The sequence below is a fragment of the Mesorhizobium sp. M8A.F.Ca.ET.181.01.1.1 genome (genome assembly GCF_004792025.1).
Classification (GTDB): Bacteria; Pseudomonadota; Alphaproteobacteria; order Rhizobiales; family Rhizobiaceae; genus Mesorhizobium.
Window position 1 is genome coordinate 1,365,913 of record NZ_SRTV01000001.1, and the last position, 25,790, is coordinate 1,391,702.

Here is a 25,790-nt window from a genome sequence, read left to right on the forward strand (position 1 = left end):
GCGTTCATGTAGCATAGGGTGTCGAGGGCGCAAGGGGCAGACCCGATGACTGGACGAGGCCGGGGCTCGGATCGGGGCGAGGGCGCCATTGTCGGCGTCAGCGAACGGTCCTTGTTTGCGACGCCTCCGGCGATCCCGCTGCCATCGCCGCTCGTGGCTGCGCCCGCAACCCAGCCGTTGCAAGCGGGCTTGCCGGCGCCAACTCCGTCTCCTGCCGCACGCAGGATCGTGCGCGCGCGCCGGCAAATCGGCCGGATATCCTTGCTTCGCCTGCGCCACGGCTTGGCCAAGGCGGCGGAGCTGGAACTTGACCGGGGCATCGCCTTCCTGCTGGTGCCGGTCTGCCTGGCGGTTGGGGCGATCGGCTACTTTTCGCTGGCGACCGAGCCCGATTTTGCAAAGCCTGTCGCGGTCATGGTGCTGGCGGCGACCTGTGCATTCGTCTCGCGTTCCTGGCCGAAAACCCATCTGTGTTTCATGGCAGTGCTGTTGTGCGCGCTGGGCCTGCTCGCGGCGAAGGTCGAAACATGGCGAGCAGGAACCCGGATGCTGGGTTCGGAAATCTCGACTCAATTGACCGGCCGCGTGGTCTCGCTCGAGGAGATGGAGAGCGGCCGTATCCGGTTGACCATGGACGTGATTTCGACCGCCCGGCCGAAATTGCGCTATGCGCCGGAAAGGGTCCGGCTTTCGGCACGCAAGATACCGCCGGAAATGACCGCTGGCTCGCTTATCACAGGCTACGCCAAACTGCTGCCGCCGACCGGTCCGGTGCGGCCGGACAGCTACGACTTCTCCTTCGACAGCTATTTCGCAGGCATCGGCGGCAGCGGCTTCTTTCTCGGCAATCCAACGGTTGTCGCTACCGACGATGGTGAGATGTCGCTGCCAGCCCGTCTTTTTTCAAGCATCGAAAACGCCCGCGAAGCCATCGCCGACCACATCAGGGGCAGCATCGGCGGCGCCGAAGGCGAGATCGCGGCGGCGCTGATCGTCGGCGTGCGCGCCGGCATTCCCGATGAAATCAACGAAGCGATGCGGCGTACCGGCATCTATCACATCATTTCCATTTCGGGACTGCATATGGCGCTGGTCGCCGGCACCATCATGGGTCTGTTGCGCGGTGCCTTCGCGCTGTTTCCAGACTTTTCCGCGCGCCGGCCGGTGAAGAAATATGCGGCCGCCGCCGCACTTTTCTCGATCGCCGCCTATCTCGTCATTTCCGGTGTCGTCGTTGCGGCCGAACGCAGCTTCATCATGCTGGCGGTGATGCTGATTGCCGTCTTGTTCGATCGCGCGGCGCTCACCATGCGCAACCTGGCCATCTCGGCGATCGCCGTTATCCTGGTTTCCCCGCACGAGGTCGTCGGCCCGAGCTTCCAGATGTCGTTCGCGGCAACCGCGGCCCTTGTTGGCGCCTATGCCGGCTGGGCGGACCACCGCGCTGGTAAGACGAGGCCACCGTCGCCAAAGCGGTCACTACCCGGGTTCCTGACGCGAAAATTCCTGCTGGCGACAGGTGGATTGGCCATGACCTCCATCATTGCCGGCAGCGCGACGGCGCTGTTTGCCATCTGGCATTTCCAGCGCGTATCGCCGCTCAGCCTGTTCGCCAATCTGGCCGTCATGCCGATCGTGTCGGTGGTCGTCATGCCTTTTGCGGTCCTCAGTTCGCTGGCGATGCCCTTCGGCGCCGACGGCCCGTTTCTCTACGTGATGGGCAAAGGCCTGACAGCGATGATCGCCGTATCGTCATGGATATCGGAGCGCTCGCCAATCGATGGGGTAGGTCTGATCTCGCAGCAATCCGTGCTGCTGGTGGCCGTCGCGCTGGTCATCGCGACGATGGCGACGACCTGGCTGCGGCTCGCGGCACTGCCATTCGCACTTGCCGGTCTGTTGACTGTGTCGGACATACGCACGCCCGACGTGCTGATCTCGGAAGACGCACGGCTGGTCGCACTGCCGATCGGCAATGGCGAACTGGCCGTCAACCGGGAACGTCCGAACGAATTCGCGGCCGACAACTGGAAACGCGCTCTGGTCTCCGAAACAATCGTCAAACCGGAAATGTTCGACAAGGCGGACGGGCAATTCGATATTGCCGCTCCCACCGACCTGCCGCAGGGATCGCCGTTCTATTGCCGCGAAGGCCTTTGCCTTGCCAGGCACCCTTCCGGCGCGATCGTCGCCTATGTCGAGGATCGCAAGAACACCTGGAAAGCCTGCGCCTTCGCCGACCTGATCGTCGTCAATGACGCGACCGCCTATGACGCCTGCCACAATCCGCTGGTTGTCGTCGTCACGAAACGGCAGCTCGCCCGCAAGGGAAGTGCTGCCGTCTTCTTCGATCCCCAGTCGGCCACAACCCCGGCTGTGATCGAATTCGCTGTCGACGGACCATACCGGCCCTGGCACGAGCAGCGAAAATTCTCACGCGAGGCGAGGGGGCTGCCGCCCTATAAAAAGCCAGACAAGTCCGATGGCAAACCGGCTCAGTAGCGCCTGATCAGCCCGACCAGCTTGCCTTGTACCTTGACTCTGTCCGGCCCGAAAATACGCGTTTCGTAGGCTGGATTGGCGGCTTCGAGCGCGATCGAGGCGCCTTTACGGCGGAACCGCTTCAGCGTCGCTTCCTCCTCGTCGACCAGCGCCACGATGATTTCGCCCGGACTTGCCGTGTTCGCATTGCGGATGATGACCGTGTCGCCGTCGAAGATACCAGCCTCGATCATCGAGTCACCCTTGACCTCCAGCGCATAGTGCTCGCCGCCCATGATCATATCCGGCGGCACCGAGATCGAATGCGTCTGATGCTGGATGGCATCGATCGGCACACCGGCGGCGATACGGCCCATGACCGGGATGGACACGGCTGAAACCACATCGTCGTCATTGCCGGCCGCGGGCAGACGCGAAGGCGCCGTCGCCGGCTTGAGCTGGCGGCCAAGATTGTTTTGACCAAGGCTGCCCTGGATGACGCTGGGCGAAAATTTCTTTGCCGCGTTCAGGCCGGGCGCGATCGAATCCGGCAGCCGCAGCACCTCCAGCGCGCGCGCCCGATTGGGTAGCCGGCGAATGAAGCCGCGTTCCTCCAGCGCCGTGATCAGGCGATGAATCCCGGATTTGGAGGCAAGATCGAGCGCTTCCTTCATCTCGTCGAAGGAGGGCGGTATCCCGCTTTCCTTGAGCCGTTCGTGGATGAACATCAGCAGTTCATGTTGCTTGCGTGTCAGCATGGCGGCCCCCAAGGCATTGAACGAAGGTCTGAACCAGAATCGAAAAAACAAACCCAGAACAAACACTATCTGTTCCAGTTGTGTTCCGCAACCGTTTAAAGTTTAATGAATTTGTTAAGGCTGCGGATGTTTTTTGTCCGCTACGGCGGGCAGAAGCCGACCTTTTCCGCCATCGGCAGGCCCATTGAAATCGTTATGGTTAATGGCCTGTGGCCCATCCGCTCCCGAGTTTGGCGTCAGCCGTTCGGAAGGCTTTCCCCGGGCGGATTGTATAATTTATCGGTCCGTTATTCGCGGAACGAAACGAAACCAAAACGCCAACGACTGGCAGCTTCGGGGCAGCGATGGACCCAGGCGTCCGGCCCCACTCCGACCAACGCGTGCGAATAGGTGTCGCGGAAGCGCCGGAGTCATCCCGAACCAGCTTTCAAGCTGCCGGCGCGGGCGGCGTATTTGGTCGGGCCGCTGTCTTAGCTGTGGACATAGACGTGCAGGGTGTAGCCGATATGGGCCACCATAAGCGCCTTGGCCCGCTCGACGTCACGATCGAGTGCCGCTTCCATGATCGCGGTATGGTGTTCGATCGCAATCGCTTCGCGCAGCGCCTCCATCGCCTCTTCGTAGCCATCCTTGAGGCCGGCCGCGGCCCGCAATGTCGGCGCCAGACCAAGAAAGCGATGATGCCGGCGCAATTGATCCGAGATCGTCGAGCGGAAACGCAACAGCCAATCGCATGTGGCGGCGCTCAGCAGCGCCGCATGGAAAGCCTCGTGATTCTCGTCCCATTTGTCGACCGCCGCATCCGAGGGATCGTCGACCGCGGTTTTGCAACGGGAGAGCCGGTAGTGGGCGGTGACCACGGCATCTTCCCATTCCTTGCCGCCTTTCTCCATCGATTCGAGGAACAGGGGGATCTCGACCACCATCCTGGCGCGCGCCAGGTCCTCCAGTTCGGCCCGCGACACCCGAGCCACGGTAAAACCGCGATTGCTGATGGCGGTGACCAGGCGTTCGGCCTCGAGCCGCGACAAGGCTTCGCGCAATGGCGTCCAGCCGACTCCATAGGTGCCGCGCAGTGCACTCAGTTTGAGCGGGGCGCCGGGCATGAGGCGCGTGGTCAGGATATCGCGCCGCAACAGCTGATAGGCTGCCTCCGTCTTTGTGGAGCTCGTTTGATCCTGCATCGCGGTCCATCCGTCGTCTGGCAGGGAAAATTATATATGATGTAGGGGCATGGCAAGAATTATATATAATGTTTGACACAAGCCGGCGGACTGACCATGATCGTTTGCAGTAGCCGCGCTGCAAGCGGCGCTGATCAAATCTGGGAGGAAATGATGTTGAAGTCGAAATCCGCTTGGTTGTCGGGTTTGTTCATGGCTAGCGCGTTGATGGTGAGCGCCGGCAGTGCCGCCGCCGACCAGATACGCATCGGCATTGCCAATTTCGGCGAGCACCCCCAGCTCAATGCCGCCATAGCCGGCTTCAAGAAGGCGCTGACGGACAATGGCTTCGTCGAGGGCAAGGACGTCGTCTATACGGAAAGCCATACCAATTTCGATGCATCGCTGGTGCCGCAGATGATCGCCAAGCTGCAGGCGGAGCAGCCCAAGCTGATCTACACCATCACCACGCCGGTCTCGCAGATCGCCAAGAAGGCGCTCGCCGGTTCCGGCATTCCAATCGTCTTTGCCGCGGTCACCGATCCAGTGGCGGCCAAGCTGGTGCCGTCGTGGGATTCAGGTGACGAAGGCATGACCGGCGCCAGCGATCTGCAGGACGTCGCCGCGGTGATGGCCTTCACCAAGAAGCTGCTGCCGAACGCCAAGCGCTTCGGCGTGCCTTACAATCCGGGCGAGGCCAATGACGTTGCCTTGGTCGAAAAGATCAAGGCGGCGGCGCCCGCCGCTGGCTTCGAGGTGGTGGAGGTCGGCATCGACAACGTCAATGACATCCAGCAACGTATCGCTTCGCTCGCCGGCAAGGCCGACGTCATCTACGGCCCGGCCTCGAACCTGATCCAGCCGGCGATCGCCGCTGTCTCCGCCGCCGCCCGCCAGGCCGGTATCCCGGTCGTCAACTCCGATGACAGCGCGGTCCGCAACGGCACTGTGCCGGCGAGCTTCGCGGTCAATTACACGCAGGTTGGCATCAACGCCGGCGACATCGCCGCAGAGATACTCAAGGGCAAGGATCCCAAGACGATCGCGCCGTCGCGCCCGGCCTACAAGGATCACATGGCAACGATTTCCCGCAAGGCGATGGCCGCGTTCGGCATCGAGATACCGGCCTCGATGGCAGATTGCGGCTGCATCGTCGACTGACATCAGGCTGCATGAAGGTGACGGCGCGGGCGCCGTCACTTTTCATGTCAGGGAGGAACGATGCTCGAGATCCGATCCGCGCGCAAAGTATTCTACAGGGGCCAGGCCGACGAGAAGATCGCGCTGGACGGCCTCAGCCTGTCATTGGCGACTGGCGAGTTCGGCATCGTCATCGGCTCCAACGGGGCGGGCAAGAGCAGCATGCTCAACGCCATTTCCGGCGCTCTGATCCTCGATTCCGGCCAGATCCTGATCAATGGCGCCGATGTGACTGATATGCCGGTGCACAAGCGCGCCGCGAAGCTGGCCCGCGTCTTCCAGGATCCGATGCGCGGCACCGCCGCCAGCATGACGGTCGCGGAAAACATGCTGCTGGCTGATTTGCGCAGCAGCAAGCGCACCTTGCGCCAGGGGCTGAACGCCACCCGGCTCGCGTCCTACAAGGAACGCCTGTCGATACTGGGCCTCGGCCTTGAAAACCGCATGGACACCCGCGTCGACCTGCTTTCGGGTGGGCAGCGGCAGTCCCTGTCGCTGATCATGGCGGTCGGCGGATCGCCCGACTTGCTGCTGCTCGACGAGCATACCGCGGCGCTCGACCCGCGCACGGCCGAGATCGTCATGCAGGCAACGGTGCGCGCCGTCAGCGCGCTGAAGCTGACGACTTTGATGGTGACCCACAACATGCAGCATGCCGTCGACTACGGCAACCGGGTGATCATGCTCGACGCCGGCCGCGTCCTCCTGGAGGTCACAGGCGAAGAGAAGGCGAGGATCACGGTTATCGATCTGATCGGCCATTTCTCAGTCAAGACCGACCGCATGTTGCTGGCGAGCTGATCATCATGGGCTTCATTCAGGACGTTCTCGCCAGCTTCGTCGCGATCATGCCGGTCACGCTGGCGCAAAGCCTGATCCTGGCCTTTGTCGTGCTCGGGATCATGATTCCGTTTCGCATGCTGAATTTTCCCGATCTCACCAGCGAGGGCGCCTTTCCGCTGGGCGGCTGCATCTGCGGCGTCCTCCTTGCCGCCGGCGCATCGCCGTTGGTCGGCATCGCCGCCGCCCTCGTTGCCGGCTTCGCGGCGGGCTGCTGCACCGCCTTCATCCATCTGCGCTTCCGCATCCACACGCTTCTGGCGGGCATCCTGATGATGACGATGCTCTACAGCATCAACCTTCGCATCATGGGCAAGTCCAATCTCTCGGTCTTCGGCTCGCCGACGGTGTTCGACTGGGTGCCGTTCGCGCGGCCGGGTTTTCCCGCCAGCAAGATCGTCGTCGCCGGCCTTCTCGCGCTGATCGCCTTCATGCTGCTCCACATGTTCTTCAGGACCGAGAAGGGGACGGCCGTGCGTGCCGTGGGCGCCAATCCCGACATGGCCGAGGCGCAAGGCATCAATGTCTGGGCCGCGACCATAGGCGGTGTCGGGTTGGCGAGCGCTTTTTCGGCTTCAAGCGGCGCGCTGATGGTGCAGTCGCAGGGATTTGCCGACGTCAATATGGGATTGGGGATCCTCATCAACGGCCTTGCCGCGCTGATGATCGGCGAGGCCGTCGTCGGCAAGCAGACGGTCTGGCGCCAGCTGCTGGCGCCCTTCGCCGGCGCGATCATCTACTACCAGCTGGTGTCGTTCTGCCTTGCCGCCGGCATGCCGCCGCCCGACCTGAAGCTTGCCACGGGTCTGTTCGTGCTCGCCATGCTTGCCTTGCCCAGCCTCAAGCGTAGCCGCGGGTCCGCGCCGGCACGCGAAGCGATCCGTGAATAACCAGGGCATGAATAACCAGGGAATGTCACAAATGATGCGTGCACCGCTCGATTTCGCAGCCGTCGAGGCCATGGATGCGGCGGACCCGCTGCGCGCCATGCGCGACCGGTTCATTTTGCCGGAAGGCGTCATCTATCTCGACGGCAATTCGCTTGGGGCCGCGGCACCCGCCGTCTTCAACGAGCTGCAGAAGGCTGCCACCCAGGAGTGGGCGCAGGATCTCATCCGCGCCTGGAATACTGCCGGCTGGTTCGACATGCCGCTGGCACTTGGCGACCAGCTCGGACGGCTGATCGGCGCCGCGCCCGGCCAGACCGTGGTGTGCGATACGACCTCGATCAATATCTACAAGGTGCTGCATGCCGCACTCGGCATGCGGCCGGACCGGTCGGTCATCGTCGCCGAAGGCGACAGCTTTCCGACCGATCTCTATATGGCCGAAGGCGTGGCCTCGACGCGACCCGGCACTGTCTTGCGGCTCGAGGGCGTCGACGCGCCGACCATTGAGGAACTGATCGACGAGCGTGTCGCCGTCATCCTGGTCAACCATGTCAATTACAAATCCGGCCAGCTGCGCGACATGGCGGCACTGACATGCAAGGCCCATCAGGTCGGCGCGCTGATCGTCTGGGATCTCTGCCATTCCGCCGGCGCCTTGCCGGTCGAACTCGACAGCGCCAATGCGGATTTCGCCATCGGCTGCACTTACAAATATCTCAATGGTGGTCCGGGCGCGCCAGCCTTTATCTACGCCGCCACGCGTCATCACGACAAAGTCCAGCAGCCGCTCAGCGGTTGGTGGGGCCACGCGCGGCCCTTCGCCTTCGAGCAGGGTTATGCGGCCGGCAGCGGCATCCGTCGCTTCCTGTGCGGCACGCAACCGGTCTTGTCGATGCGGGCGCTCAAGGGGGCGCTGGATATCTGGGACGATGTCGACATGGCGACAGTGCGCAACAAGAGCATCGCGCTCACCGACCTGTTCATCCAACTCGTCGAGACCAGATGCGGCGCTTACGGCCTGGAGCTGGAAAGCCCGCGCGATGGCAAGCAGCGCGGCAGCCAGGTTTCGTTCCTCCACCCCAACGGTTACCAGGTGATGCGGGCGCTGATCGAGCGCGGCGTGATCGGCGATTTCCGTGCGCCATCGACGATCCGCTTCGGCTTCACGCCGCTCTATGTCGGTTACGCCGATGTATGGCAGGCGGTCGGGGTGTTGGAAGATATCCTGCGCACCGGCGCGTGGAAGGACGCGCGCTTCGCGGTCAAGACCGCGGTGACCTGAAGCGTCGGCGCAATTCCAGGAAAAGTGCCGCGCCGCTTTCCAGTCCGCACCAAGGAGCTCAGAGCCGGGTACGGACGTTCCAGAGTTCCGGAAACAGGACGACCTCGAGCATCTTCTTGAGGTAGGAGGCACCGGATGTGCCGCCGGTGCCGCGCTTCAGGCCGATGATGCGCTCGACCGTGGTGACGTGGTTGAAGCGCCATCGGCGGAAGTAGTCCTCGAAGTCGACCAGTTTCTCGGCCAGTTCATAGAACATCCAGTAGCGCTGCGGATCGCGGTAGATGGTCTGCCAGGCGACGAGGACCTCTTCGTTCTCGCTGCGCGTCTCTCGCCAGTCCGTGCGCCTGGCATCGGCGCCGATGTCGAATCCGTTGCGTGCCAGAAGCAGCAGCGCTTCATCGTAGAGCGACGGCTCGGTCAGGATTGCCTCCAGCCTGCCCGTGAGGTCCGTCCGGTGCTTGTGCGGCCCAAGCATGGCGAGGTTGCGATTGCCGGCCATGAATTCGATGGCGCGATACTGCCAGGACTGGAAACCCGAGGACTGGCCGAGCGCGTCCCGGAATTCGGTATATTCGCTTGGAGTCATCGTGCGCAGCACGTCCCAGGCGTTGTTCAGCTGCTCGAAAATGCGGGCGACGCGCGACAGCATCTTGAAGCTCGGCTCCAGCCGGTCGGCACGGATCGAGCGGATCGCGGCGCCAATCTCGTGCAGGGCGAGCTTCATCCAGAGTTCCGATGTCTGGTGCTGGATGATGAACAGCATCTCGTCATGCGCCGACGACAGCGGCGCCTGCGCGTCGAGTACTTTCTCCAGGTGCAGATAGTCGCTGTAGGACATGCGTTCTTTGAACGACATCTGTGCGCCTTCGGACGCCGGATCGTAGGGTTCGCTCAATTGATTTTCTCCGTGCGCAGGCGGAAGCGCTGGATCTTGCCGGTCTGGGTCTTGGGCAGCGCGGCGATGAATTTGACCGATCGCGGGTATTTGTAGGGCGCGATGGTTGCCTTGACGTGGTCCTGCAGGCGCTTGACGGTCATCGCGTCCGGCGCCACGCCTCGCACCAGCACGACATGCGCCTCGACGATCTGGCCGCGCTCGCCATCCTCGGCGCCGATGACAGCGCATTCGGCGACATCGGGATGCGAAAGCAGCGCCGCCTCGACCTCGGGTCCGGCGATGTTGTAGCCGGCGCTGACAATCATGTCGTCGGAACGCGCGGCAAAGTGAAAGAAGCCGTCCTCGTCCTGCGTGAAGGTGTCGCCGGTGAGATTCCAGCCGTCGCGCACATAGTCCTTCTGCCGGTCATCGGCCATGTAGCGGCAGCCGGTTGGCCCGCGCACCGCCAGCCGTCCGGTCTCGCCACGCGGCACTTCGCGCATGTCGTTGTCGACGATGCGCGCCTCGTAGCCGCCGACCGGCTTGCCGGTCGAAGCGGGCTTCCTGTCGTCAAAGCGGTTGGAGACGAAGATGTGCAGCATTTCCGTGGCGCCGATGCCATCGAGGATCGGCTTGCCGGTCTTTCGTGTCCACTCTTCGAAGACCGGAGCCGGCAAGGTCTCGCCGGCGGAAACGGCAACACGCAGCGATGACAGGTCGGCACCCTCATCCATGGCCTTCAGCATGGCGCGGTAGGCGGTCGGCGCGGTGAAGGAAATGGTGGCTTTGTAGCTCTCGATAATGTGGATCATGTTGGGTGGCGTCGCCTGTTCCAGCAGGGTCGCCGCCGCGCCGAAGCGCAGGGGAAAGATGGCCAACCCGCCAAGACCGAAGGTGAAGGCGAGCGGCGGCGAGCCGACGAAGATGTCGTCCGGCGTCACCTGCAGGACTTCGCGGGCGTAGGCATCGGCGATGATCAGCAGGTCGCGGTGGAAATGCATCGTCGCCTTCGGCACGCCCGTCGTGCCCGAGGTGAAGCCGAGCAGGGCGACATCGTCGCGGCCGGTGCTGACGGCGGTGAAGGTGACGGGCTTGTCGAGGGCGGCGCGGTCGAGCTCGGCATCATGGTTGGCGGTGCCGTCGAAGCCGATCACCTGCTTCAGGAACGCGCTGTCCTTGGCGCAGGCGGTCATCTCGTCCATCAGCCTGGTGTCGCAGAGCGCGATCGTGATCTCGGCCTTGTCGACGATCTTTGTGAGTTCGCCGGCACGCAGCATCGGCATGGTGTTGACGACGACGGCGCCGACCTTGGTGGCGGCCAGCCAACAGGCGACCATGGCTGGGTTATTGGCGGAGCGGATCAACACCCGGTTGCCCGGCTTGACGCCATAATTCTCGACCAGCGCGTGGGCGAGCCGGTTCGTCCAGTCGGACAGTTCCTTGTAGGTGCGGCGGCGGCCATTGCCGATCAGGGCGGTGTGGTCGCCGAGACCCTTCTCGACCAGCCGGTCGGTCAATTCGACACCGGCGTTGAGATGTTCGGGGTAGTCGAAGCCGTCGAGCAGGAAGTCGGGCCATTGTTCGGGCGGCGGCAGATGATCGCGCGTGAACGTGTCGGTATGCGCTGAAGGCCCAAGCATGTCGCCGCTGTCCCTGTCTGCTGCCCGGCCAGCGTGGGGGCACCTGGCCGGAGGCGGTGGATCTGAATTCCCATCTTTCGCGGAAGGCTTCGTGCAGCCGGCTACACCTTGTCGACCATGTCGCCGGAAAGGTGACGATTGGCAGATTCGGACAGCACAGCGGACCTCCCATTGTCGACTGTTCCGCAGGCAGGATCGCACCAGTCGAAATTTGTTTCAAGCCTAAAATGTTTTTGCCGGAGCATTGACGCATGACATGGCGGCGGCCATTGCTAGTGCAGAAACGATGCCGCTTCGGGGGAGGGTGCCGATGCCAGACCATCGCATTGCCGACTGGGACAATGCCTACGCCAACGGCGCCAATATCGCCGGCAGTGACCGTTGGCCGGCCGCATGGGCGGAACCCGCGCAGGCGTTCCGCGATGCGCTATCGGCACAGGGCCGGGCACGTATCGACATTGCCTATGGCGATCGTCCGCGCAACCGCTTCGACCTCTTTCTGCCCAAGGCCGCGCCGAGGGGCCTAGTGGTGTTCATCCATGGGGGCTATTGGATGGAGACCGACAAGAGCTTGTGGTCGCACCTCGCCGGCGGCGCGGTCGACAGCGGTTTTGCCGTGGCGATGCCGTCCTACACGCAGTGCCCCGACATACGCATCGCCGGCATCGTCACCGAAATCGGGACGGCTATCAGCAGGGCCGCGGCAATGGTCGACGGGCCGTTGATTCTGACCGGACATTCGGCCGGTGGACATCTCGCCAGCCGCATGGTGACGGTGACCACGCCTTTGGCTGCCGATGTCGCGCGGCGTATACGCCATGTCGTTTCGATTTCAGGCTTGCATGATTTGCGCCCGCTGATGTGCACGGACATGAACGCGACGCTGAAAATCGATGAGCATGAGGCGCAGACGGAAAGCCCGGCACTGCTGCGCCCCCTGGATGGTATCCGCGTCACCTGCTGGGCCGGCGGTGGGGAGCGATCCGAATTCCTGCGCCAGAATGCGTTGCTGGCCAACATCTGGACCGGACTTGGCGCAATTACCAATGCCGTGGTCGAACCTGATCGGCATCATTACGATGTTGTCGATGGCCTTGTCGATCCAGCGCACGCCTTGACGCGGACTTTGATCTCGGAATAGCCGAGATCATTTTTGTCCTGTTATCAGCTATTTGTAAGATAATTCTTCAACGCAACATCAGAACGCTGCAAGCGTCTCCGGCAACAGATGCGGGAGCAAAAGGCGCGCGCACGACCAATCCGTTGGCATCGGCGAGCATCCTCAGCATCGAAGAATCCTGGATGCCGAACGGCGTCGCCACCAACCCGCTGCCGTCCTCCCGGACCACCGCCCGCACATAATCCTGGCGCAGATCGTTGGCCGCCATTGCGGCGCCCAGCCGTGCCTGGCGGATATCCTGACGATGATCGCGGCCGCCGAGCCTCGCCAGAAGCGGCTTCAGGAACAATTGCGAGCAGACCAGGCTTGCCACCGGATTGCCGGGCAGGCCGATGCATCTGACATCGCCGAGGCGCCCGAACATCAGCGGCTTGCCAGGACGCATGGCGATCTTCCAGAAGCCGAGGGTCATGCCTTCGCTGGTCAGCACGTCATGGATAAGGTCATGGTCGCCCACCGAGGCACCGCCCAGCGTGACGATAACATCGGCGCCGGCGGCCACCGCTTTCCTGACCAGGGCGGCGATGGCGTCCTTGCGGTCGGCGGCGATTCCGAGATCGAGCGCGCGGGCACCGACCGACTGTGCTGCCGCGGCGACGCCATAAGCGTTGGACGAGATGATCTGGTCCGGCCCGAGTTCGCTGCCGGGCTGCAACAGTTCGTCACCGGTGGCGATGATGGCGACCAACGGCCGTTTCACCACGCTCACTCGGGGGTGGTTGGCCGATGCCGCCAGCGACAGTGCAGCCGGGTCGAGCAAACGCCCCTTCTCCAGCAGCACGTCGCCCTTGGAAAAATCGAGGCCGACGCGGCGGATGTTGCGCCACTCGGCGGTGGGCTCGAACACTTCGATGTTGCCACCGCCGAGATCCCTGACATTCTCCTGGATGACGATGGTATCGGCACCATGAGGCAGCGGTGCGCCGGTGAAGATGCGCACGGCTTGTCCTTGGCCGACCGCGCCGTCAAAGCCACGCCCGGCCGGCGCTATCCCGATCACCGAGAGTTTCGACGGCACCGACGCCACGTCGGCGACTCGCACCGCATAGCCGTCCATGGCAGAAGCGTTGAAGGGCGGCTGGGTGCGAAGCGCCACCACCGCTTCGGCCAGCACACGATCGACAGCCTCGATGAGGGGGACGCTTTCGCCGGCCAGCGGCACGGCGCCGTCGAGGAGGCGTTCGAGCGCCTCGGCGACCGGAACCAGCACCATCAGGCACCTGCCTTGTAGTCGCCGGACTTGCCGCCGGTCTTTTCGGCCAGCCGGATACCGGAGATGACCATGGCGCGGTCCACCGCCTTGGCCATGTCGTAGATGGTCAGGCAGGCCACGGACGCGGCGGTCAATGCTTCCATCTCGACGCCGGTCTTGCCGGTAACGCGCGCCAGCGCCGTGACCCTGAGGCCGGGCAGAGCATGGTCCGGTTCTATGTCGACGGAAACCTTGGTCAGCAGCAGAGGGTGGCAGAGCGGGATCAGCTCATGCGTCTTCTTGGCCGCCATGATGCCGGCGATGCGCGCGGTGCCAAGCACGTCACCTTTCTTGGCGTTGCCGGCGAGAATGGTCTTCAATGTCTCGGGCTGCATGGAGACGAAGCCTTCGGCGATCGCGGTGCGCGTCGTCTCTTCCTTGTCGCCGACATCGACCATGTTGGCCTCGCCCTGCGCGCCAAGGTGCGTGAGGTTGGCCACGATCAGATCGCCTCGGCTACTGCCTTGCCCGTCAGGAGCAAGCGCGTCGCGGCGGCGACGTCCTGTTGCCGCATCAGACTTTCGCCGACGAGAAAGGTGCCGATGCCGCTCTTTTGCATCCTGAGACAATCGTCATGGGTGAAGATGCCGCTCTCGCTAACCAGCAGGCGATCGGCAGGTACCATGGCCGCCAGCCGCTCGGAGGTCTCAAGGCTGGTCTCGAACGTTCTCAGATTGCGGTTATTGATGCCGATCAGCCGCGACGACAATTTCAACGCGCGCTCCGTCTCGGCCTCGTCGTGGACCTCGATCAGCGCATCCATGCCGAGTTCGAACGCGGTCGTTTCCAGCTCATGCGCCAAGTCGTCGTCAACACTGGCCATGATGATCAGGATAGCGTCCGCGCCCCAGGCGCGAGCTTCATGGACCTGGTAGGAATCGAACAGGAAATCCTTGCGTAGCGCGGGCAGGGCGACGGCTGCCCTTGCCCTGGTGAGGAATTCCGGCGCCCCCTGAAAGGACGGCTCGTCCGTCAGTACGGAAAGGCAGGCGGCGCCGCCTTTCTCATAGGCCTTCGCCAATGCCGGCGGATCGAAGTCCGCACGGATCAGCCCTTTGGAGGGACTTGCCTTCTTGATTTCGGCGATCAGGGCGAAATCGCCGGATTTGCGTTTCGCGTCGAGCGCCGCGAGAAAGCCGCGCGGTGCGTCGGCGTCTTTTGCGTGCGCCTTGATCTCTGCCAGCGGTACGCGTGCCTTGGCGGCGGCTATCTCGTCGCGCTTGTAGGCTTCGATCTTGCGCAGAATGTCAGACACGGTTCACCCGTTCGAAATTTCGACCAGCCGGTCGAGCACCTGCAGCGCCCGGCCGCTGTCGATCGCCTGCGCGGCGATGGCGATGCCGTCACCCAGCGTCGTCGCCTTGCCCGCAATCACCAGTCCGGCGCCGGCGTTCATCAACACTGTGTCGCGGTAGGCGCCGGCGGCGCCGCCCAGCATATCGCGCAAGGCCTTGGCATTGTAGGCGGCGTCACCGCCGCGCAGCTCGTCCTTGGTATGGCGCTTCAGTCCAACCTCTTCAGGGGTCAGCGTAAAGCTGCGTATCTCGCCGCCAACCAGTTCGGCAACCTGCGTCTGCCCGGTGGTGGTGATCTCGTCATAGCCGTCGCCATGGGCGACCCAGGCGTGCTCGGTGCCGAGCGCCTTCAGCGTCTCGGCCACCGGCATGATCCATTCCGGCAGGAACACGCCGACCATCTGCCGCTTCACCCCCGCCGGATTGGACAGGGGACCGAGCAGGTTGAAGATGGTGCGGGTGCCGAGCTCGACGCGTGTGGGGCCGACATGTTTCATCGCCGGATGGTGTGCGGGGGCGAACATGAAGCCGACGCCTGCCTCACGAATGCAACGGCCGATGAACTCGGGCGAGAGGTCGATCTTGACGCCGAGCGCGATCAGGACATCGGCCGCACCGGTCAGCGAGGACAGGCCGCGATTGCCGTGCTTGGCGACCGGCACGCCACTGGCCGCAATGACGAAGGCTGATCCTGTCGAGATGTTGACCGAGTGCGAATTATCGCCGCCGGTGCCGACGATGTCGATGGCGCCGTCAGGGGCATCGACGCGCAGCATCTTGGCACGCATCGTGGCGACGGCGCCTGAAATCTCGCTGACCGTCTCGCCGCGCACGCGCAGCGCCATCAGGAAGCCGCCGATCTGCCCTGGGGTCGCATCGCCCGACATGATGATGTCGAAGGCCTCGCACGCCTCCTCGAAGGACAGGGCGGTGCCGGTCGCGACCTTGGCGATATGGGTTTTCAGCGCGCTCATCTTGTCGAGGCTTGGGCAACGGCGGCCTGGTCGATGCGGACATCGTATTGCGTCTGCAACTGCGCCACCAATTGGTCGAGCAGGTCGTCGGACATGCCGGAGGTGAATGATTTCTGCGCGTCGTCCGGCACCGAGCTGGCGTCGGCGCCGGCCGGTTCGAACACTTCGGCGACCTTGAACAGGATCTGGCCGTCGCCGGTGGGCGAGGGGATCAAGCCGGTGCCGCCTTCGCCGACGCCGAACATCACGGCGGCGCCCTCCTTGCCGAAATCGGCATCATCGGCTTCGCGCTTCAGGCCGCGCTTGGTCTGCTTTTCCAGCTTGAGTTCACTGGCGATGACATCGAGCGTGGCGCCGGCCTTGAGCCGCTTCTCGAGTTCGTCCGCCTTGGCGGCGAGCCGCTTGGTGGTCTCGGCAGCCGTCCAGTCGGCGACCACCCTCTGGCGCACCTCATCAAGAGTGCGGTCGCGAGCCGGTGTGATCGAACCAACCTCATAGAAGACGAAGCCGTTGTCCGCCGTGGTCAGCGCTTCGTTTTCGGTGTTGGGTTCGGCATCAAAGACGGCCTTGATCAGCGACGGCGATTCCGGCAGGTCCTTGACGATGGTGCCATCGGGCCTCAGGCCATTGCGATCGATGGCGTCGATGGTGATGTCCTTGAGCTTCAATTTGGCGGCCGCGTCGGCCAGCGAACTGCCCGATGCACGGGTGTCCTCATAATTGTCGTGCACATCCAAAAGGATGCGGCTTGCCTCACCCAGCGCCAGGTCCTTGCGGATCTGGTCGGACACTTCGGCAAGCGGCTTCACCACCTCGGGCTTGATCTCGGTCACGCGCAGCAGCACTGGACCGAAGGTGCCCTGAACGACCTGGCTGACTTCATTGGCATTGAGCGCGAAGGCGGCATCGGCAACCGCCTTGTCGGCGATCTTGTCCTTGGCGAGCGTGCCAAGCAGGATATCGGCCGGGGTCTTGCCTTCGGCGGTCACCAGCTTGTCGAAGGTGGCACCTGCCTTGAGCGAATCGAGCGCTGCCTTCGCGGCATCCGGCGTCTTGAACACAAGCTGCTCGATGGTGCGCATTTCGGGTGTGGTGTAGCGCGCCTTGTTCTTGTTGTAGTCGTCACTGACCTGCTGGTCGGTGACCGCGGTCGTATCCATGATGTCCACCGGTTCCAGGCGGACATAGGAGAATTTGCGGTACTCAGGTGCGGCGTAGGTTTTCTTGTTGGCCTCGAAATAAGCCTGGAGCACGCTGTCGCTCGGCGCCTCGATCGGCTCGACCAGCGTCTTTGGCAATGTCAGATAGTCGACGGTGCGGTCTTCGCCGCGGTAGAGCGCGACCGCCTTGAAGAACGTGTCGGGGGCTTTGAGGCCGTCCGAGACAGCCTCGACGATCTGCTGGCGCACCGCCACCTGGGCGCGGTTCTTCAGGTAATCCTCGGGCCGCATGCCGACCTCGTGCAGCATGTAGTCGAATGTCCGCCGGTCGAACTGACCGCCAGGGCCCTTGAACGCCGGATCTTCGCGGGTGAGTTCAGCCAGCCGGTCCTTGGAGAGGCCGAGGCCCAGCTTGCGTGCCTGTTCGTCGAGAACGGCACCGGAGACGAGTTGCGCCAGCACCTGATTGTCGATGCCGAGCGCCTTTGCCTGTTCATGAGTGAGGCGCTGACCGAACTGCTGCGACATGACGGCGAGCTGGCGGTCATAGGCAAGGCGGTATTCGTTGATCGATACCTTGGTTCCACCAGCGGTTATCACCGAATCGTGGCCCGCAAAGCCGCCCATGAGCTTTCCGGAGATGCCCCAGGCAGCGAAACTGACCACCAGCAGCGAAAGCAGCGTCTTCGCGACCCAGGTACCTGCCGCGCTTCTCAATATACCAAGCATGGTTACTTCCGATTTATGCGCATTTTCGCATGCGCCGAGTCTGAAACAAGCGCAATAGCGCCCTTCCGGTCCACTGTCGATTGCTTTGTGGCCTGATTTTGGTAGTGAGGGCCAGAGCCTGATATCGCCCGGAGAAGCACACCATGACGCCAGGAATTCGCCCGCTTGTCGCCGGCAACTGGAAAATGAACGGCACCAGCGCCTCGCTGAACGAACTCAGGATGATCGGCAACGGTTTCATGAGCGGGCTCGACGCCGAGACCGAAGCACTGGTCTGTGTTCCCGCGACGCTGCTTTCCCATGCGGCGGAGATCCTGTCGCGCACGCCTGTCCATGCCGGCGGTGAGGACTGCCACCCCAAGGAAAGCGGCGCCTATACCGGCTGCATCTCGGCGGAGATGCTGAAGGACGCGGGCGCGAGCCATGTCATTGTCGGTCACTCCGAATGCCGCGAACAACGCGGCGAGGACGATGCGACGGTCCAGGCCAAGGCCACCGCGGCCTGGCGTGCCGGACTGGTGGCCATCGTATGCATCGGCGAGACGCAGCAGCAGCGTGAAGCCGGCGCCACGCTGGAGGTGCTTTCGCGCCAGGTTGAAGGCTCGGTGCCGCCGAGCGCCACGCCGTCCAATACCATTATCGCCTACGAGCCGGTGTGGGCGATCGGCACCGGCCTGACGCCAACGGCGGCCGATGTGGCCGAGGCGCATGCGCATATCCGCGAAAAGCTGTCGGAAAAGCTGGGGACCGCCGCTGCCAGGATGCGCATTCTCTATGGCGGCTCGGTCAAGCCGTCCAACGCGGTCGAACTGCTGGGCGTCAGGAACGTCGATGGCGCGCTGGTCGGCGGCGCCAGCCTGAAAGCGGCTGATTTCCTGGGTATCGCCGAAGCCTATCGCAGCATTGCAGGCTGAGATCCACGACGATTGGCGGGTCCCATCTCGTCCAAATTCGTTGCAAAGGGCACGTTGCTTCCCATATTCCGGCCACGGGCTTGGAAATGCCGTGAAAGCATTGTATTGAGCCGCCTCCAATTCACCGGTCGTGTCCGCGGCCGGGCAAGGCCTTGCCAGGATAAACTATGCAAACCGTACTGATCGTCATCCATCTCATGGTCGTGCTCGCCCTTGTCGGCGTGGTGCTGCTGCAGCGTTCCGAAGGCGGCGGCCTCGGCATTGGTGGCGGGTCGGGCTTCATGACGGCGCGCGGCGCGGCCAACGCGTTGACCCGGGCGACGGCGATCCTGGCGGCAGCGTTCTTCGTGACGTCGCTGACCTTGTCGATCATTGCCCGCTACGGCGAGAAGCCGATCGACATTCTCGACCGGGTTCCCGTGACCTCGGACGGCGCCGGCAAGGGCGTGCTCAACCAACTGCCCGGCACCACCACCCCGGCTCCCGCCGGCACCACCACGCCGACGCCGCCATCCGGAAACGACGCCGCGGCAAAGCCTCCGGCAACGGCCCCGGCCACTGCCCCCGCCGCAGGCTCAACGCCGCCGGCCACCAACGGAACCACCAACACAGCGCCGGCGGCGCCCCAGGTTCCGAACCAGTAAACCTCGACGTTTCCAAACCGCGATCTGTGATCGTTTGAACACAGTCGCGGCAAATGCTGCGCGATCACGAAGATTCGACGGGCAGCAGTGCGGTCTCGCGCTTGAGGCATCCGCGCTTATTCGACTATAGATTGCACGCGGCATTTTCGGCGTCCTTGGGGGACGCCGGGCGACGCCGTGGGCAACAAGCATTGAACGATCGGATCTTCGCCATGCAGCTTCGCAGCTTCATTTTCCTGGGACTTTGCGCCGCAATCGGCATGAGTTCCCCGGCCTTCGCCGCCATGCCGGCAAACATGGCCGCACAACAGCCGGTGTCGCTTGAGAAAACCGACGCCATCCCCGTCGCGGCCAAAAGCGATGCGGCGCAGTTGAAGCTTCTCAAGAAGAAGAAAAACCCGACGCCGGACGATCTTGCCCAGATCAAGAAGATCGAGGCCAAGATCGTTGCCGACAAGGAGAACGCCAAGGCCAAGGCGCTCGAGGCCAGGAAGCTGGCGATGCGCGAAGCGGCGAAAGCCAGGGCCGATGCCGCACGGCAGGCCTTCCTAGCCCAGAAGGGCAAAAGCGCTCCGGCGGCTGAAGTGGCCGAGGCCAACACAGCCAAGAAGACCACCAAGATCATCGAACCGATTGAACCCGTCACGCCGATCCAATCGGCTGAGCCTATCCCGGCCGAAGCGATGAATGTCGCTTTGACCGGCAACAATGGCGAACTGCGCAGCGAGGTCGTCGGCGGCCAGAAGCAGTCGAGTGGCGGCCTGTTCGCCGGCCTGTTCGGTGGAACTTCATCGGGCTCATCGATCAGCTATCTGCCCGAGACCCGCGCGCTCGATTCGGCACTTGCCCAGAGAAACGCCAAGAAGCCGTTCAAGGTGAAGCCGGAATTCGTGCCTCAGGACGTGGAATTTACGGGCTATGATGCCGGCACGATCGTCATCGACACCAGCGCTCGCCGGCTCTATCTCGTCGAATCGTCCACGACCGCGCGTCGCTATGCCATCGCGGTCGGCCGCGAAGGCCTGCAGTTCAAGGGCACGGTCGCGGTCGGCGACAAGCAGGAATGGCCGCGCTGGATCCCGACACTCGACATGCAGAAGCGCGAGCCAAAGCACTACGGCCAGTACAAGGACGGCATGGCCGGCGGCGGACAGAACCCGCTCGGTGCCCGCGCCATTTATCTCTATGACGGCAAGAAGGACACGCATCTGCGTATTCACGGCACCATCGCGCCGCAGTCTATCGGCACCAGCGCCTCCAATGGCTGCTTCCGTATGATGAACGAGCACGTCATGGATCTCTACAGCCGCGTCCGGGTCGGCACCAAGGTCGTCATCATCTGACGTTTCCATCATCATGCCGAAAGGGCCGGCTCAGCCGGCCCTTTTGTTTTGCTTGGAGCGGTTCAACGTTTGATAGAATCGCCGACCTGCTCTAAGTCTTTGTTTTTACGCCAATTCCGGACGGAAGGTCTCGATCAAAACCCGTTTTGGTCGGGATCCTGTCCAAAAAACCGGATTCCATTTTAGGGATCATGGTCCGAGCGCCTTCTTGGGAAAAAGCCTTCGCGGCGGTTTTTTCTCTGGCGGAATCAATCCGGCCGCGTTAAGCGATGACTCCCATGGCGCGATATGTATTCATCACAGGCGGCGTGGTTTCCTCACTTGGAAAAGGCATTGCCGCAGCGGCCCTTGGGGCTCTCCTGCAGGCGCGAGGCTATCGCGCTCGCATCAAAAAACTCGATCCCTACCTCAATGTCGACCCCGGCACGATGTCGCCGTACCAGCATGGCGAGGTGTTCGTCACCGATGACGGTGCCGAAACCGATCTCGATCTTGGTCATTACGAGCGCTTCACCGGCCGTTCCGCCAATCAGCAGGACAACATCACGACCGGGCGTATCTATAAGAACATCATCGAGCGCGAGCGGCGTGGCGACTATCTCGGCGCGACCGTGCAGGTCATCCCGCACGTTACCGACGAGATCAAGAACTTCGTCCTCGACGGCAATGACGACTATGATTTCGTGCTGTGCGAGATCGGCGGCACGGTCGGCGACATCGAGGCGATGCCGTTTCTCGAGGCAATCCGCCAGCTCGGCAACGATCTGCCGCGCAACAATGCCGTCTACGTGCATCTGACCTTGATGCCCTATATCCCGACAGCAGGTGAGCTGAAGACCAAGCCGACCCAGCATTCGGTCAAGGAATTGCGCGGCATTGGCATTGCGCCCGACATACTTCTGGTGCGCGCCGACCGCGCCATTCCCAAGGAAGAGCGCCGCAAGCTGTCGCTGTTCTGCAATGTCAGGGAGAGCGCCGTCATCCAGGCGCTCGACGTGCCGCACATCTACGACGTGCCTATGGCCTACCATAAGGAAGGTCTCGATTCGGAAGTGCTGGCCGCCTTCGGCATCGACCCGGCGCCCAAGCCGCGCATGGAACCGTGGCAGGCTGTGTCCAACCGCATCCACAATCCGGAGGGCGAGGTCACCATCGCCATCGTCGGCAAGTATACCGGCCTCAAGGATGCCTACAAATCGCTGATCGAGGCGCTCTCGCATGGCGGGTTGGCCAACCACGTCAAGGTCAAGCTCGACTGGATCGAATCGGAAATCTTCGAAAAGGAAGACCCGGCGCCTTGGCTTGAGAAGGTGCACGGTATCCTGGTGCCCGGCGGCTTCGGCGAACGCGGCTCGGAGGGCAAGATCCTGGCGGCGAAATTCGCGCGTGAGCGCAAGGTGCCATATTTCGGCATCTGCTTCGGCATGCAGATGGCCTGCATCGAGGCGGCGCGATCCCTGGCCGGCGTCGAACATGCCTCCTCGACCGAGTTCGGCCCGACCAAGGAACCGGTCGTCGGTTTGATGACCGAATGGCTGAAGGGCAACATGTTGGAAAAGCGCCGGGCGACCGGCGATCTCGGCGGCACCATGCGGCTCGGCGCCTATCAGGCCGAACTCGCCAAGGGCTCGAAGATCGCCGACATCTATGGCGACACCCAGATTTCCGAACGTCACCGGCACCGCTACGAGGTCAATATCGACTACAAGCAGCGCCTTGAGGATTGCGGGCTGGTCTTTGCCGGCATGTCGCCTGACGGCGTGTTGCCTGAGACGGTCGAGTATCCCGACCATCCCTGGTTCATCGGCGTGCAGTATCACCCCGAGCTGAAGAGCCGGCCGCTCGATCCGCATCCGCTGTTCGCCAGCTTCATCGAGGCGGCGGTGGAGCAGAGCCGGCTGGTCTGACTGATTCCATGCGGACCTATGTCGCGCTCCTCTACAGCATCATCCTGGGAGAGGGGCGGCGGGTCGTCATGTCCGACCTCAAGGCGATGGCGGAAGGCATCGGCCTAAAGAATGTCCGCACCTTGGTGGCGACCGGCAACCTGGTCTTCGAGAGTGAAAAGATTTCGGTCGCCACGCTTGAGACGCGCTTGGAAGTCGCCTTCGAAAAGGCCTTTGGCCGCCACGTCGACATCATTGTCCGCAGCGCCGAGGATTGGCTGAGACTCGCAACCAGCAATCCATTCCCGGCTGACTCGGTTGAAGCCGGCGACCAGGTCGCGGTGCGTGTAATGCGCAAACCCGTGACCGAAGATGCCATATCGGGTCTTCAGACCCGTGCCGCCGGGGACGAAAAGGTGCTTCTGGTCGGTGGCGACATATGGCTTGTGTTTTCGCGCGAGAAGCCAAGCTCGCGCCTGCTTGCGGCCGCCAATCACAGGCGCCTCGGCATTGGCACCTCGCGCAACTGGAATACTGTGCGCAAGCTGGCCGAGATGGTTAGGCAGTAGGCAGTAGGCAGTAGTTCCCTAGGCCCTACCGCCCACTGCCTAAGGCCTGCTTCAAGCCTTCGCTGTCTTGGCGCCTGCGCCCACGGCCGCGGTGCGCAGCACGTAGTAGATGACGCCGGCGATCGCCACGCCGAAGAACCAGCCATAGACGCCCCACCAGGACGGCAGCCAGTTGGTGAAGTTCGGCAGGATCGAGGAGAAGACGGCGCCGATCCCGGCGGCGATGAAGGCATTGACGTGCCAGCCGCCCTGGAAGCGGAATTCGCCGTCCTCGCGGTAGAGTGCCTCGACGTCGACCTCGCCCTTCCGGATCAGGTAGTAATCGACCATCATGACGCCGAAGATCGGTCCCATCGTCGCGCCGATGATGTTGACGAAGGAGGCGGCGCTGCCTTCCCACGGCGCGAAGGGATAGAGTACGAGCGCAATCAGCGCGGCGATGTAGCCACCCTTCTTGAAGTCGATCTGACGCGGGAAGACGTTGGAGAAGTCGAACGCGGGTGAGACGAAGTTGGCCACCACGTTGATACCCAAGGTCGCCACCGCGAAGGTCAAGGCCGCAAGGGCAGCCAGGAACCAGCTGTCGAACTTGGCCGAGATCTGGTCGGGATGCAGCAGCACTTCATGATAGACGTCGTAGGCGGCGATGGTGGTGACGCCGGCGACCAGCGAGAACAGGATGAGGTTGACCGGCAGGCCCCAGATATTGCCCTTGCGCAGCGCTGCCTGATCGGGGGCATAGCGGGCGAAATCGCAGAAATTGAGATAGAGCGCCGAAAAATACGTCACCCAGATCGCGGCCACCGCGAACAGCGACGTCCACGAGCCCGGCGTTCCAGGCACGCCGGCATCCCTGGTCTTCTCCAGAAGCACGTCCATCGGTATGTCGCTGGTGAAGGCGAAGGTTCCGGATTTGACGCAGAGATAAATGGCCAGGAGCAGCATCATCACCCAGACTGCGGGTCCTGCCCAATCCTGGAAGCGGCGCACCGTTTCCATGCCTTTCTGGATAATCAGCAGTTGCAGGGCCCATATGATCACGAAGCAGATCACCTCCAGGCCGGAATGGCCGAGGAAATGGGTGTTGGCGTTGAAATCGGCGAACCATTGCGAGCGGATGAGCAATGCGACGATGGCGCCGGAGGCGGCGGCGGTCTGCGCGCCGTACCAGAAGCAGGCGACGATGGCGCGCACCAGTGCCGGAATGTTGGCGCCCCAGATGCCGAAGGAGGCTCGGGCCAGCACGGGGTAGGGCACACCGGTCTTCACACCGGCATAGCCGACCATGTTCATCAATGCGTAGATGATCAGCGAGCCGATGCCGATGGCGATGATGAAATTGACGAAGCCGCCGCAGAACAGAAACAGGCTGGCGGCGAGATAGTAGCCCCACAGGCTATGGACGTCCGATGTCCAGACATTGAAGATCGAGAACGGTCCCCAGTTTCGAACCTTGGCGGGAGCGAGGTCTTCATTATACAGGTCAGGCGATGCGCCTTGTATCGTCATTGCAATATCCCCTTCTTGCAGCACGCGCCCTCACGCGTTGACCGCAGAGGTTACGCCTGACGCAGGGGAACCGACAAGCAACCGATTTGCCGGCTTTGGCCTTAAAGATATTCAATGCGAACCGCGATTATCGACAGACGGTAATGGTGAGCCGCTTTGGAAAAGCGCCCGTCTGTCGATTCGAATTTTCGATCCACCGCGTCAGGCTGGATGAATCCGCCCTGCCAACTTCTGCCGGCAAGAGCGGCAGCCTAGGCGACGGCCATCACCCGCTTGTGGTCCTCGACTTCGGAAAGCAGCCAGTCCTGAAACATGCCGGTACCCGGCTTGTTGCCGATACTGCGGCGCTGATGCAGGTAGATGCCGGCCGGATAGGTATGGCGGGCGCTGAATGGGGCGACCAGCTTGCCTTGCTGAAGCAAATCCTGCGCCATCATCGTGTCGGCAAGCGCTATTCCAGCGCCATTGATGGCCTCGCGCATGATCAGCGTGCAGTCATCCAGCGTCGTGCTGGATTTCGGCGTGGTGTCCAAAACGCCTTCCTGCTCCAGCCAGCGCTTCCATCGCATGGTCTCGCATTCGTGGATCAGGTGGTGATTGACCAGATCGGCGGGCGACAGTAGCGGCATCGGCCCTTCAAGCAACGAGGGTGCACAGACCGGCGTCAGAACCAGCGGGATCAGCAGCGTCAGCGCCGGGCCGGCCTTGTAGACGAACTCGTCGACAATGGCCAAATCGAAATTGGCCCGCTTGCCCGATGTCGAGATCTCCAGATCCACGGTCGGATGCTGCCGGCGAAAATTCGGCAACCGGTCGGCCAGCCAAAGGTTCAGGACAGCCGGCACGCACAGGACCCGGACACGCCGGGTCCTGCCGTGACTCGGGCCGTCAACGAGACTGACATCGTCGGTGGCGCGCCAGATGGCCTCGAACGCCTCGGAGAGGCTGCGCGCATAATATGAACCCCGGATGGTCGGCGTTATCTGGCGAAAGCCGCGCTCGAACAGGTCCTGACCGAGATTGCGTTCGAGTGCACGGATGTGGCGGCTGATCGCCGAGGGCGTCAAATGCAGCTCCTCCGCCGCATCCTTGATGCTGCCAAGACGTGCTGCCGCCTCGAAAGCGCGCATGCCGTTGAGTGAGGGTAGGGCCATTGGCCAATCATGAATTGTCAGTTGAGTTTTTGTCAATCGACATGGACAAA

Annotated in this window: 22 protein-coding genes; 11 read left to right on the forward strand and 11 right to left on the reverse strand. The window is 62.9% G+C overall.

Going from position 1 to position 25,790, the window contains the following annotated elements:
* Positions 1 to 45: 45 nt before the first annotated feature.
* The gene (locus EN824_RS06685) at positions 46 to 2,502 is read left to right on the forward strand and encodes a ComEC/Rec2 family competence protein (RefSeq protein ID WP_127872483.1); all 2,457 of its coding nucleotides are present in this window, start codon (positions 46 to 48) and stop codon (positions 2,500 to 2,502) included.
* On the opposite strand, the gene lexA is transcribed toward EN824_RS06685, so the two are convergent.
* Both lexA and EN824_RS06695 read right to left on the reverse strand, forming a co-directional pair.
* Positions 2,496 to 3,239, reverse strand: a complete 744-nt coding sequence (gene lexA / locus EN824_RS06690; protein ID WP_127280511.1) for a transcriptional repressor LexA — start codon at positions 3,237 to 3,239, stop codon at positions 2,496 to 2,498. The genes EN824_RS06685 and lexA overlap by 7 nt on opposite strands.
* A 470-nt stretch (positions 3,240 to 3,709) precedes the next feature.
* Positions 3,710 to 4,423 carry a GntR family transcriptional regulator gene (locus tag EN824_RS06695; RefSeq protein ID WP_135931999.1) on the reverse strand — a complete coding sequence of 238 codons (714 nt, stop codon included), beginning with the start codon at positions 4,421 to 4,423 and terminating at the stop codon, positions 3,710 to 3,712.
* Between the two features lie 153 nt (positions 4,424 to 4,576).
* Between EN824_RS06695 and EN824_RS06700 the strand changes: the two genes are divergently transcribed.
* Genes EN824_RS06700 through kynU form a run of 4 tightly spaced genes read left to right on the forward strand, consistent with a single transcriptional unit; the run spans position 4,577 to position 8,614 of the window.
* Entirely contained in the window at positions 4,577 to 5,563 is a 987-nt protein-coding gene (locus EN824_RS06700) for an ABC transporter substrate-binding protein (protein ID WP_127280509.1), read from the forward strand.
* A gap of 60 nt (positions 5,564 to 5,623) precedes the next feature.
* Positions 5,624 to 6,403, forward strand: a complete 780-nt coding sequence (locus EN824_RS06705) for an ABC transporter ATP-binding protein (protein ID WP_127872482.1) — start codon at positions 5,624 to 5,626, stop codon at positions 6,401 to 6,403.
* A gap of 5 nt (positions 6,404 to 6,408) precedes the next feature.
* Positions 6,409 to 7,332, forward strand: coding sequence for an ABC transporter permease (locus tag EN824_RS06710; protein ID WP_127279653.1), 924 nt, complete (start codon positions 6,409 to 6,411; stop codon positions 7,330 to 7,332).
* 34 nt (positions 7,333 to 7,366) lie between these two features.
* Entirely contained in the window at positions 7,367 to 8,614 is a 1,248-nt protein-coding gene (gene kynU / locus EN824_RS06715; RefSeq protein ID WP_127872563.1) for a kynureninase, read from the forward strand.
* A gap of 58 nt (positions 8,615 to 8,672) precedes the next feature.
* On the opposite strand, the gene kynA is transcribed toward kynU, so the two are convergent.
* Entirely contained in the window at positions 8,673 to 9,509 is an 837-nt protein-coding gene (gene kynA / locus EN824_RS06720) for a tryptophan 2,3-dioxygenase (protein WP_127279652.1), read from the reverse strand.
* Complete coding sequence (locus tag EN824_RS06725) at positions 9,506 to 11,131, reverse strand: AMP-binding protein (protein WP_127279651.1); 1,626 nt, start codon at positions 11,129 to 11,131, stop codon at positions 9,506 to 9,508. Before EN824_RS06725 ends, kynA begins: the two co-directional genes overlap by 4 nt.
* A gap of 310 nt (positions 11,132 to 11,441) precedes the next feature.
* Here EN824_RS06725 and EN824_RS06730 point away from each other — a divergent pair, with 310 nt between their 5' ends.
* Positions 11,442 to 12,272: an alpha/beta hydrolase gene (locus EN824_RS06730; protein ID WP_135932000.1), complete on the forward strand. Its 831-nt coding sequence runs from the start codon at positions 11,442 to 11,444 to the stop codon at positions 12,270 to 12,272.
* A 46-nt stretch (positions 12,273 to 12,318) separates the two neighbouring features.
* Here EN824_RS06730 and glp read toward each other — a convergent pair whose 3' ends face one another.
* Genes glp through EN824_RS06755 form a run of 5 tightly spaced genes read right to left on the reverse strand, consistent with a single transcriptional unit; the run spans position 12,319 to position 17,721 of the window.
* Entirely contained in the window at positions 12,319 to 13,524 is a 1,206-nt protein-coding gene (gene glp / locus EN824_RS06735; protein ID WP_127872480.1) for a gephyrin-like molybdotransferase Glp, read from the reverse strand.
* Positions 13,524 to 14,006: a cyclic pyranopterin monophosphate synthase MoaC gene (moaC, locus tag EN824_RS06740; protein WP_127281213.1), complete on the reverse strand. Its 483-nt coding sequence runs from the start codon at positions 14,004 to 14,006 to the stop codon at positions 13,524 to 13,526. The genes glp and moaC overlap by 1 nt, the downstream gene beginning before the upstream one ends.
* Positions 14,006 to 14,818: an indole-3-glycerol phosphate synthase TrpC gene (trpC, locus tag EN824_RS06745; RefSeq protein WP_127872479.1), complete on the reverse strand. Its 813-nt coding sequence runs from the start codon at positions 14,816 to 14,818 to the stop codon at positions 14,006 to 14,008. The genes moaC and trpC overlap by 1 nt, the downstream gene beginning before the upstream one ends.
* A gap of 3 nt (positions 14,819 to 14,821) precedes the next feature.
* Positions 14,822 to 15,832, reverse strand: coding sequence for an anthranilate phosphoribosyltransferase (trpD, locus tag EN824_RS06750; RefSeq protein ID WP_127872478.1), 1,011 nt, complete (start codon positions 15,830 to 15,832; stop codon positions 14,822 to 14,824).
* Positions 15,829 to 17,721, reverse strand: a complete 1,893-nt coding sequence (locus tag EN824_RS06755; protein ID WP_135864631.1) for a peptidyl-prolyl cis-trans isomerase — start codon at positions 17,719 to 17,721, stop codon at positions 15,829 to 15,831. The genes trpD and EN824_RS06755 overlap by 4 nt, the downstream gene beginning before the upstream one ends.
* 143 nt (positions 17,722 to 17,864) lie before the next feature.
* On the opposite strand from EN824_RS06755, the gene tpiA reads away from it, so the two are divergent.
* The 5 genes from tpiA to EN824_RS06780 all read left to right on the forward strand — a co-directional run bounded on the left by tpiA (position 17,865) and on the right by EN824_RS06780 (position 23,077).
* Entirely contained in the window at positions 17,865 to 18,635 is a 771-nt protein-coding gene (tpiA, locus tag EN824_RS06760) for a triose-phosphate isomerase (protein WP_127281035.1), read from the forward strand.
* Positions 18,636 to 18,802: 167 nt separating this feature from the next.
* Positions 18,803 to 19,279 (forward strand): preprotein translocase subunit SecG, encoded by a 477-nt coding sequence (gene secG / locus EN824_RS06765; protein WP_127280483.1) that lies wholly within the window; start codon positions 18,803 to 18,805, stop codon positions 19,277 to 19,279.
* Between the two features lie 212 nt (positions 19,280 to 19,491).
* Positions 19,492 to 20,622, forward strand: a complete 1,131-nt coding sequence (locus EN824_RS06770) for a L,D-transpeptidase (protein ID WP_127280484.1) — start codon at positions 19,492 to 19,494, stop codon at positions 20,620 to 20,622.
* A gap of 269 nt (positions 20,623 to 20,891) precedes the next feature.
* Positions 20,892 to 22,529, forward strand: coding sequence for a CTP synthase (locus EN824_RS06775; protein WP_127280485.1), 1,638 nt, complete (start codon positions 20,892 to 20,894; stop codon positions 22,527 to 22,529).
* 8 nt (positions 22,530 to 22,537) lie between these two features.
* Positions 22,538 to 23,077 carry a DUF1697 domain-containing protein gene (locus EN824_RS06780; protein WP_135932001.1) on the forward strand — a complete coding sequence of 180 codons (540 nt, stop codon included), beginning with the start codon at positions 22,538 to 22,540 and terminating at the stop codon, positions 23,075 to 23,077.
* Between the two features lie 51 nt (positions 23,078 to 23,128).
* On the opposite strand, the gene EN824_RS06785 is transcribed toward EN824_RS06780, so the two are convergent.
* A complete protein-coding gene (locus EN824_RS06785; protein ID WP_127278964.1) occupies positions 23,129 to 24,586 on the reverse strand; it encodes an NCS1 family nucleobase:cation symporter-1 in 1,458 nt (485 codons plus the stop codon).
* A gap of 251 nt (positions 24,587 to 24,837) precedes the next feature.
* Positions 24,838 to 25,740 (reverse strand): LysR substrate-binding domain-containing protein, encoded by a 903-nt coding sequence (locus EN824_RS06790; protein ID WP_135932002.1) that lies wholly within the window; start codon positions 25,738 to 25,740, stop codon positions 24,838 to 24,840.
* Between the last annotated feature and the right edge of the window lie 50 nt (positions 25,741 to 25,790).